Source organism: Algoriphagus sp. AGSA1 (assembly GCF_021390545.1).
GTDB lineage: Bacteria > Bacteroidota > Bacteroidia > Cytophagales > Cyclobacteriaceae > Algoriphagus.
Window position 1 is genome coordinate 1 of record NZ_JAJUWR010000067.1, and the last position, 9,616, is coordinate 9,616.

Here is a 9,616-nt window from a genome sequence, read left to right on the forward strand (position 1 = left end):
TTTTGGGGTAATAGCTCCTTTATAAAACTCCTGAAAACCTAACTCAATCCCCATAAGAACCTCACCGGTTCCGTGCAACATCGGTTTCATCGTTCGTGCTTCGCACGCAACGGAAACCTAGTTGTTATGCGCAGACTACAGAAGTCCTGACTGACCGAAAGGAGGAAGTATATAACACCACAATTGTAATAAACCTCAAAAAGAATGCTGACAGGGAATCTTTGTCGCTTGCACAGCATAATCCTCTGTTTTTTAGTCCTAGGTATATTGCTCCCCCCTCCAATTCAATTGATACCTTAACCAATCTGAAGACAGTAATAAGAGTAGCTATAGAAAAGCCGACTTATTTGTCCCTAGGTTTCAGTTTTTTATATATAGAGCCGGGAGATAGCTTAAACATGGACTTTGAGGTATTATTACAAACTAAGGAGCGCTATAAGGACACCTTACACATTAATCACGGAAATGTATTCTTTAAACAAAGAAATGTTGGTATCCTGCCCTCGTTCAATAAATATTTGTCCAATATTTACGATTCTCTCAAAAAGATAAAATCTGCTGATGGAATGGTTGAATCCCTGTCTATAGAACGTCTTGGCGCGATGGCCGATAAATGGACGGAACTGATTTACAAAGAGCACCCAAACCTGAAACATGACAGTCCTATTTTTAAAACTGTAAAAAAATTTGGTGCAGAACAGTTTGAACGGCAATTAATGTACAGGATAATGCATCTTTATACCTACACCAAAGAGGAATCTTTAAGAAATGCAATTGAAAAAAGTGTGCTAAATATCCTTCAATACTCTTGCGTGCAAGAAGATGATTTTGATAACATCATGACGTGGGGAAAATATGAAGCCATCTATCGCTTTTTCAAGGAAATGGATCTAGACTCACAATCTATTATTAAAAAGTTCAATGGCTGTAATGATACCGTTAAACAGTATGCATTGCTAAATCTTTATAAAGACGGAATGTTAAGCGAACAAGAAAAGTCAGGAATTATTGACAAACTAACCTATCCTGCTTTTAAGAATTATGCAATTCAACTAAATCAGAATCCCAATCGCGGAACTGATAAATCGGGATATATAAACAATGAAATTAGAGGCGCCCGATTGTTTGATGTAAATGATAAAGAGCTTGTTTTTGAAGATCTGTTTGAGAGAACTGAGCAGCCCTATCTATTATTTGATTTTTCAGGATCCTGGTGCAAGCCCTGTCTGGAAGAAATGTCTGTCTATGCAAAAACAAGACATTTGGACAACTCTAAAAAAGTACGACCTATTTGGTTGTTTTTCGAAAATGATAAAACAAAATGGCTCAATATTGTAGAGAGATACAATTTAAAAAAGGAAAACTGCTTTTTGGTGGTGGGTGAGTCAGGCCCCATATTAAAGAAGCAGTTCGCTTTGTTGTTTGACTGGGAAGGGGAATTTCCCCACTATTTCCTTTTTGCCAATGAGGGGGAAATAATAGATAAGAGAGCTAGACCCCTATCCATGTTTGAGGAAAACAATATATCTGATTTTTCGACAAGGAAAAATAACAAGAACTCCGGAATTCCATTGCCGCCACCACCACCAAAACAGTAATCTAAAATATGATAAAGGCAATTCCTACTAACGTCATAAATATTTTGGAAACAATGAAAAAAAATCATGTCTAATGCTTCGGAAATGGGATTGGAATATATTTTAATATGTCAAGATGATCATCAATTCAGTGCGTATTACAATCGGGAGTATTTTGAAAAGTGTATTGAGGAAGCAATTGAGAAAAACGCAGAAGGTCACTATGGAGATGGAGTTCTATTTATAGTTCAGACAGATGGTGATCCATATACAGACGCAGGTTGTGCTTAAGGATGTCAAACAGATTGTGGAGTAGCTTGGGATTAATTTTAATATTTTTTTTAAAGCATTATTCCTGTTTTCTTAATGTGTTGGGTAATAATTTTTTAGCTAATTAAATTATTTAGTAACATAAAGTCATGATTATAAACATGTATCATTCAATAAATAGAGTTTTAATTGAAAGCAAATATGTACCTCGCATAAATATTTTAATCCTATATGGACTCTTCTTATCAATATCATGTATTTGTACAGGATGCTCTAAATCTCCAAAATCAGGGATTAATTCGATAGAAATTCCAAGAACAACGGATTCAAATTTACACTTATCAGATATAGCTAAGTCATTAGATTTAGTGCAGATGGAGACTAAAAATGGTTCTTACTTAACATCTATTTTAGAGGTAAAGATTTTTAACAGGAATTTACTTATTCGTGATACCAGCGGTAGGGTATTTATTTTTGATTCCAAAGGAAATTTTATTGGGAAATTTGGAGTTAGAGGAGAAGGCCCAGGTGAGTATAGTAGCGCATATTCAATTGAAATTGATCAAGAATTAGGTTTAATTTATTTAGGAGGAGTTCGGAAGCTGTTAGTGTATGACAAGAATTATGAATTCTTAAAAGAAAAGAAGTTTTCTGATTTTATCCATTATATAAGCATAGTTGATCAAAAGCCAATTCTAATTTTCAATAGAGATTGGATTCCTGTTGAAGGTGGGTATTCTAACCAAACTATATTATTTAAATTGAACCGTATGCTCGATATTACTGACAGCATTCTTTTTAGAAATACAATACTTAAAAAAGCTAATGGAATTAGATATACTAGTAAGCACTTTTTAAGCAATACTATTGATGATGCATTTTTGTACGCTCCAGTATTGACACAAGAAAATATACTTAGAGATACCCTTTACAAATTTGAGGGAGATTCGATAATCCCATTTGTAAAGCTTGATTTTGAAGAACCTCATTTTGATGAGAATGGCGAGAAGGCAGTTGATATCTATAATATTATGTATTCTTCTTCTTACATAATTTGTGAATACGCCCGGAATAAGGATAAGAAGTTGTTTATATACAGCAAGAAGGAATCCAAGGGCTATAACCTTGAAGTTGGAATCTTGGACGAAGATGATCAACCAGTAGTTCTAAGACCTCTGGATTTAGAAAATGATGTTTTTTATTATATAAAAGAGGGAGAATTTCAAAACATGGGGGTTGAAGAGTTAAATCCAACAATTGGAATAGTTGAATTAAAGTGAATCTGAAACAATCATTTCCTTTTTACAAACAATCCGACTCCAAAGACTGTGGTCCTACTTGTCTACGGATCATATCCAAGCACTATGGCAAGTTGATTTCTCTTCAGGAAATCAGAAAGCTATCAGAAACAACTCGCTCAGGCAGCAATCTGCTTAAACTTAGTGATGCAGCGGAGACCATCAGATTTAAGACTATAGGTGCTAAACTAAGTTTCAAAAGATTGAAGCATTCCCAAATGCCCCTGATTGCGCATTGGGATAAGAACCACTTTGTCGTAGTATATAAAATCAATAAGCGGAAGGTTTATCTTTCAGATCCGGCGTATGGGTTAATTCAACTTACAAAAGAAGAGTTTATCTCCCGGTGGATAGGTAACAATGCCACGGAAGAGAGTAAGGAAGGGGTTACCTTGCTTCTTGAACCCACCCCAAGATTCAAAAAAATGAAGTGGGAGAGCACCGATAAGCGCTCATTGGGTTTTCTTTTCCAGTACCTGTTCAAGTATAAAAGCTTGATCGTCCAACTAGGTATTGGTTTGTTAGTGGGTAGCCTTCTCCAGTTGATTTTTCCATTTTTGACCCAGAGTATCGTTGATATTGGGATTCAAAACCAGGATATTGGGTTTATCTACCTGGTTTTAATCGCGCAAGTGATGTTGTTTTTTGGAAGGACGAGTGTTGAAGTTTTTAGGAGTTGGATTCTGCTCCACCTTAGTACCCGAATCAATATTTCCCTGGTATCCGATTTTTTTATCAAGCTGATGAGCCTGCCAATTTCCTTCTTTGATACGCGGATGACAGGGGATATCATGCAGCGGATCGGAGACCATAGGAGAATAGAGAACTTGCTTACTGGTACGGCATTGAGCACCTTCTTTTCCTTTTTTAACCTTTTTGTATTCGGTGCGGTATTGATTTATTATAGCCCCATGATCTTCCTGATATTTATGGGAGGAAGCGCGGTCTATATCCTATGGATACTTTATTTCCTAAAACGCAGGAAAGAGCTGGATTACATGCGCTTTGGACAGCTCAGCCAGGAGCAAAGTACGGTGATCGAACTGATCAATGGCATGCAGGAGATCAAGCTGCACAATGCCGAAACCCAAAAACGCTGGAAATGGGAGTTTGTCCAGGCCAGTCTTTTCAATGTTTCCATTAAGACACTAGCTTTGGAGCAGACCCAAGGAGTCGGATCTTCAGTAATCAATGAGCTGAAAAACATTTTGGTGACCTTTGCCTCAGCGCTTTTGGTGATAGAGGGCCAGCTTACTTTAGGTATGATGCTGTCTCTCCAGTATATCATTGGCCAGTTGAATAGTCCGATTATGGGCATCGTGAGCTTTGTGCGCACCTATCAAGATGCAAAGATTAGCCTGGAACGGCTCAACGAGATCCACGACAAAGAAGATGAGGAAAGCAGGGACAGGCATCTGGTCCATGACATCATACCCGGAGAGGATTTAAGTGTTGACAAGCTCAGTTTCCGGTATTTGGGAGCTGATGAAAATGTTCTACAAGAAATCAGCCTGTGTATTCCTTCTCAAAAAATCACGGCAGTAGTGGGGGCCAGTGGATGCGGGAAAACCACCCTAATGAAACTCTTCCTAAAATTTTATGAACCGACTAAGGGTGAAATCCGATATGGCAGACATGGCTTTGATTCCATCTCCCCCCGGAGCTGGAGAGACCATTGTGGCGTCGTAATGCAGGAAGGCTATGTATTCAATGATACCATTGCCTCAAATATTGCAGTGGGAGAAGAAGTAATTGACCTCGATCGACTAGTCATGGCTTCCCAGACTGCAAATATCTATGACTTTATCCAATCCCTTCCCCTTAGATTCAATACTAAAATTGGGAATGAGGGAATAGGGATCAGTACTGGGCAAAAGCAACGTCTTTTTATTGCCCGTGCAGTATATAAAAATCCGGAGATTCTCTTTTTTGACGAGGCAACCTCTGCCTTGGATGCCAAAAATGAACGGATTGTAATGGAAAACTTAAACCGTTTTATGAAAGGGAAGACAGTTTTCATTATCGCCCATCGGCTCAGTACAGTAAGAAATGCTGACCAGATCATCGTGATGGATGAAGGTGAAATTAAGGAGACAGGAACCCATGATGAATTGGTGTTACAAGCAGGAGTGTATTATAATCTGGTGAAAAATCAATTGGAACTGGAAAAAATCAGAGAAAACTAGGTATGCCAGAAAGTCCCCCAAGCATTGACAATTTACAGCTCAGATCCGAGGAGGTCCAAGAGATTATTACGACTCCTCCTGCCTGGCTGATCAGGTGGGGGATCACACTGGTATTTATAATTACTTGTGGGGTGATTTTTTTGTCCTTTTTCATCAAATACCCGGACTTTATTATGTCCCGGGTAATGGTTACCACAGTCGAGCCCACCGAAAAGACAATAGCGAGAACCTCAGGACAAATCGATAGGCTATGGGTGGGCAATGGCGAAAAAGTACAGGCCGGTCAGCCATTGGCCAGTATAAAAAGCACCGCTGATGTGAACAGTGTAGCACTACTAAAAAAGCTACTGGATAGGATTCCTCTTGGTAAGAACAATAGCTTTTTCTTCCCGTTGGATTCTCTTTCAGATGCGGTCTTGGGAGAAATAGAACCGGCATTTGTGGAGTTTGAACGTAGCTATATGGAATTCAGACTGCTCGAAAGGCTTCAGCCATCCCTGGTCCAGCTGGAAGGGAACCGACAGTCCATTCAGGAAATCCATGAGCGACTTACAAGCCAACTGGCTCAAAAGGAGCTCCTGGAGAGAAAGGTTAGTCTGGTAGAGACAGATTTCAAACGAAACAAGATCCTCTTTGAGGGCGGGGTAATCGCAGCCAAAGATTTTGAGAACAGGGAAATGGAATACCTTCAAATGCAGGAACAGGTCAATGGAATGACCATAAGCATTTCCCAACTCCAGGAAGCGTTGGTCAATGCGGGGCAAACGCTTAAAAGTACACAAGTGTCCAAAGAACAGGATGAGTCCAGGGCTTTGATTAACCTGATCCAGACCTATCATGGTTTGAAACGGGCGGTAAAGGAATGGGAGCGTAACTATATGTTGGTCTCCTCTACCGATGGGGAGATCAGTTTCCAGGGAGTGTGGGGAGAGCATCAATTTGTACAGGCAGGAGAGCAAGTCTTTTCCATCCTGCCTGAGCAGCGCTCGGAACTCCTAGGGAAAATGATTGTCTCTTCGCAAAATACGGGCAAAATTTCCATGGGACAGCGGGTATTGATCAAATTGGATAATTTCCCTTTTCAGCAATTTGGAACCCTTAGAGGAGAAGTAGGGAGTATTTCTGTTTCTCCCGATGAGGAAGGGAATTATCTGGTGTATTGTTCTCTTCCGGAGGGAACCAAAACTTCCTACGGAAAGGAAATTCAGCTAACGCAAGAACTGCTGGGTACGGCGGAGATCATTACAGAAGACCTGAGTGTGGCTGAAAGGCTGTTTTTCAAGTTGAAATCGGTGACTGAGTATTGAAGTTAAAGACTAGAACTCACAAACCTTCCAGGTTTTGATGATAATCAGCTCGTTGTTGAAATCAAGGGGGTGAAACCTGGAAGGTTTTGTCCGGCTCAGACAGATCAATTGATCCTATGGATTTACAGTCGCCGCCGTTCGTGTCTCCGCGGACGGCATGCTCTCCGGCCCATGGTTATCGCAGCGGGTTCATGGATCGATGGTATAAAACGTGAATGAAGACGATCAGGTAGGCAGAAAAATAGGGAAAAGGATGTGAGTGGGACACTCACATGGCGGAAGATTTACTGCGGATTTTGGATAAAACTAAAGGAAATAACTATGAAACAAGCATTGGAAAAACTTCATGAAATCAACGGATATCTGTTGGAAAATACCAAAGAGGAACATGGGTTGGGGCTACTAAATGGAAAGCTAGGATTGAGCATCTATTTCTACCACTTGGCAAGGAAGACCGAAGACCAAAAGTTTCTGGAGATAGCAGACGGTCTCGTAGGTGAGATTTTCGAAAAGCTAAGTGAAGCCAAGCTTCCTACAGATTTTGAAAATGGCCTGGCAGGAATAGCTTATGGTATCAGCTACTTGGTCAATGCGGATTTTGTGGAAGCGGATCTGGACGATACCTTGGGTGACCTAGACGATAGGATTTTTAAGTTCTTGGAAGATCAGAAAGATAAGCTGCCGGCGAATTTAAGGAATGGGCTTATCGGGTATCTGTTTTATAGTCTTGATCGGCTGGAGAGTTCTCTGAAATCGGGTCATATTTCAAATACCTATATTTTTCAAAAACTAGCGGCCGGACTGCTCAATCAACTGGGACAATTGATTGAGGAAGAAAAACTTCAGGACAGGGAACCACAACTGTTCAACATCTTTTGGGATTTACCTCTAGCATTGATGGTGTTGGCAAAAGCAAAGAGATTACAGGTCAACCCGAATAAGGTAGAGCGAATTTTAGAATACTTGCTTCCAACCTTGCTTTCCATTTTGCCCATTCTCCATAGCAATAGATTGTATCTGCTACTGGGAATCGAAACGGTGTTGAAGGAGATTGATAATACTGTTTTAAGAAAGCATGCTGAGTTTTTAAAGAGTTGTATCGATAGGGAGACGATCTTTAACTCGGAGTGTAAAAGTCTTAATATTCATGTTTTTGATGGCGTGAGCGGTTTGTGGCTAATTGTGGAGAAGCTGGGAGAAATTACCGGTGATAGCTTCTTTATTCAGTCAGATGATCTAGTTGTCAATAAAATCAATAAGTCAGTATGCTGGGGCAAGAATGATTTTCACGATCCTTTTAAAAAAAGCATTGGGCTGGTTTCCGGGTTATCTGGAATAGCTTTGACTCTATTGGAGAACCTGTCCGAAGTGGCCAATTTGAAATTAGAGAAAAAATCTGATATCGTAAAAGTTTAATACTATGGAAAAGATAAACTTACAGGATTTTACATTTTTAATACCATTGCGGATTGACACAGTCAACCGCCTGGAGAATACTCTGGTAACCATTGAGTATATACGGGCTAATTTTGATACTCAGGTAAGCGTGTTGGAGGCTTCAGAAAGAAATACCAGGTTGCTGAACAAGTTGCTGCCCATAGAGGTAAACTATGTCTTTGTAGAAGATATGGATGCTATTTTTCATCGAACCAGATACATCAATCAATTGGTCAAATCTGTTGACACGGAGTACATCATTGTGTGGGACACGGATATCATAATTCCAATTAAGCAGCTTAGCCAAGCTGTTGATTTATTGAGAAAAAGAGAAGTTGATTTTGTCACACCTTTTAAGGATAAGTTTCTGGATACATCCGATATACTTAGGGATCTTTATATTCAATCACGTGATATTGACCTTATGGAAATGCATCAAGGAAAAATGAAGGCATTGTATAATCCAAATCCTGTAGGAGGGGCATTTCTAGCCCATAGGAAAACCTATATAGATGCAGGAATGGAAAACGAAAAATTCTATGGATGGGGCAGGGAAGATGGGGATCGGATAAATCGGTGGAAGATATTGGGTCACAAACATGAGCATATTGAAGGAGTGTTATATCACCTTACGCATGAACGGGGGGTGAACAGTACCTTTCATAGCCCCAACCAGGACAGTCGAAAAATGGCTGAAATTTACAGGTCTGTGGCAATGTCCAAGGAAGAATTGGAAATGCATGTTAAAAATTGGAGGAACAAATGAAGCTGTTTTGGATTCTTTCAATAGTTACTTTTGATTGAGGCCCCCTTGAGGGTAGATTTATTAGTAAAAATTTACTGAAAATTAGTAAAGAAGGTATAGGGATTTCTTGGTGATTTGTAGAAATTTATGTGGTTGCGGTGAATAATTACAATCCTTAAGTGTTGCCATGGCAAGAGAAAAAGTATAATCCTTTAAACAAATCAAAAAAAATGAAAAAGTTAAAATTGGGAAAATTGGAACTTACTTCAGAAGAATTTCTGGACAGAAATGAGTTGACTAATATTTTTGGAGGTTCAGGAAGTGGGCCTTCCGCATATTGTGTGAGTCTTTACGTTATAAGGAGTTGTAATACCGAATATGGATGTGGAGGATGGACTTCCGGATGGGCTGAAGGTAGTTGCGCTACAAGACCAGGAGGTGGGGCCTATAATGGGGCTGAATATTATGATGCTGCCCAAAATAACGGTCATAACATTTCAAGTTGTACACATTTTGGATGGATGGCCTGGTGAGAATTGTGTTTAAAAGAGAGGGTAGGATTGATAAAAATGCTACCCTCCCTTCTAAGAGGATAGTATTTTCATTGGTATTAATTTTTTTATGTTTGATTCATTGCCAAAGTATTACTGGGCAGTCCCTTTCAGGGACACTCAAGTTTGGCTAATTTCTAGCATGAAACAATGCGGAGAGGATAGGATTATCTGATTTTTTGAGGGTTTGCATTTTTTTCTGGATGTTTACGAAGTCGGAGAAATTGATTTTTGAAGTGTGTGCC

Annotated in this window: 8 protein-coding genes; all 8 read left to right on the plus strand. The window is 39.5% G+C overall.

What is annotated here, in order from left to right; genetic code table 11:
• Window positions 1-398: 398 nt before the first annotated feature.
• Window positions 399-1,598 carry a hypothetical protein gene (locus LZF95_RS26090; RefSeq protein ID WP_233758432.1) on the plus strand — a complete coding sequence of 400 codons (1,200 nt, stop codon included), beginning with the start codon at window positions 399-401 and terminating at the stop codon, window positions 1,596-1,598.
• Window positions 1,599-1,664: 66 nt separating this feature from the next.
• On the plus strand, window positions 1,665-1,868 hold the full coding sequence (locus LZF95_RS26095; RefSeq protein ID WP_233758433.1) for a hypothetical protein: 204 nt from the start codon (window positions 1,665-1,667) through the stop codon (window positions 1,866-1,868).
• A 140-nt stretch (window positions 1,869-2,008) separates the two neighbouring features.
• On the plus strand, window positions 2,009-3,127 hold the full coding sequence (locus LZF95_RS26100; RefSeq protein ID WP_233758434.1) for a 6-bladed beta-propeller: 1,119 nt from the start codon (window positions 2,009-2,011) through the stop codon (window positions 3,125-3,127).
• On the plus strand, window positions 3,124-5,331 hold the full coding sequence (locus tag LZF95_RS26105; RefSeq protein ID WP_233758435.1) for a peptidase domain-containing ABC transporter: 2,208 nt from the start codon (window positions 3,124-3,126) through the stop codon (window positions 5,329-5,331). Before LZF95_RS26100 ends, LZF95_RS26105 begins: the two co-directional genes overlap by 4 nt.
• Window positions 5,332-5,333: 2 nt before the next feature.
• Window positions 5,334-6,638: an HlyD family secretion protein gene (locus LZF95_RS26110; RefSeq protein ID WP_233758436.1), complete on the plus strand. Its 1,305-nt coding sequence runs from the start codon at window positions 5,334-5,336 to the stop codon at window positions 6,636-6,638.
• A gap of 321 nt (window positions 6,639-6,959) precedes the next feature.
• On the plus strand, window positions 6,960-8,054 hold the full coding sequence (locus LZF95_RS26115) for a lanthionine synthetase LanC family protein (RefSeq protein ID WP_233758437.1): 1,095 nt from the start codon (window positions 6,960-6,962) through the stop codon (window positions 8,052-8,054).
• A gap of 4 nt (window positions 8,055-8,058) precedes the next feature.
• Entirely contained in the window at window positions 8,059-8,841 is a 783-nt protein-coding gene (locus LZF95_RS26120; protein WP_233758438.1) for a galactosyltransferase-related protein, read from the plus strand.
• A 209-nt stretch (window positions 8,842-9,050) separates the two neighbouring features.
• Window positions 9,051-9,353: a hypothetical protein gene (locus LZF95_RS26125; RefSeq protein ID WP_233758439.1), complete on the plus strand. Its 303-nt coding sequence runs from the start codon at window positions 9,051-9,053 to the stop codon at window positions 9,351-9,353.
• The last annotated feature ends 263 nt before the right edge of the window (window positions 9,354-9,616 follow it).

Excerpts from the sequence above, each read along its gene's own strand:
- LZF95_RS26090 (WP_233758432.1), top strand. The coding sequence starts at position 399 with ATGGACTTTGAGGTATTATTACAAACTAAGGAGCGCTATAAGGACACC.
- LZF95_RS26095 (WP_233758433.1), top strand. The coding sequence starts at position 1,665 with ATGTCTAATGCTTCGGAAATGGGATTGGAATATATTTTAATATGTCAA.
- LZF95_RS26100 (WP_233758434.1), top strand. The coding sequence starts at position 2,009 with ATGTATCATTCAATAAATAGAGTTTTAATTGAAAGCAAATATGTACCT.
- LZF95_RS26110 (WP_233758436.1), top strand. The coding sequence starts at position 5,334 with ATGCCAGAAAGTCCCCCAAGCATTGACAATTTACAGCTCAGATCCGAG.
- LZF95_RS26115 (WP_233758437.1), top strand. The coding sequence starts at position 6,960 with ATGAAACAAGCATTGGAAAAACTTCATGAAATCAACGGATATCTGTTG.
- LZF95_RS26120 (WP_233758438.1), top strand. The coding sequence starts at position 8,059 with ATGGAAAAGATAAACTTACAGGATTTTACATTTTTAATACCATTGCGG.
- LZF95_RS26125 (WP_233758439.1), top strand. The coding sequence starts at position 9,051 with ATGAAAAAGTTAAAATTGGGAAAATTGGAACTTACTTCAGAAGAATTT.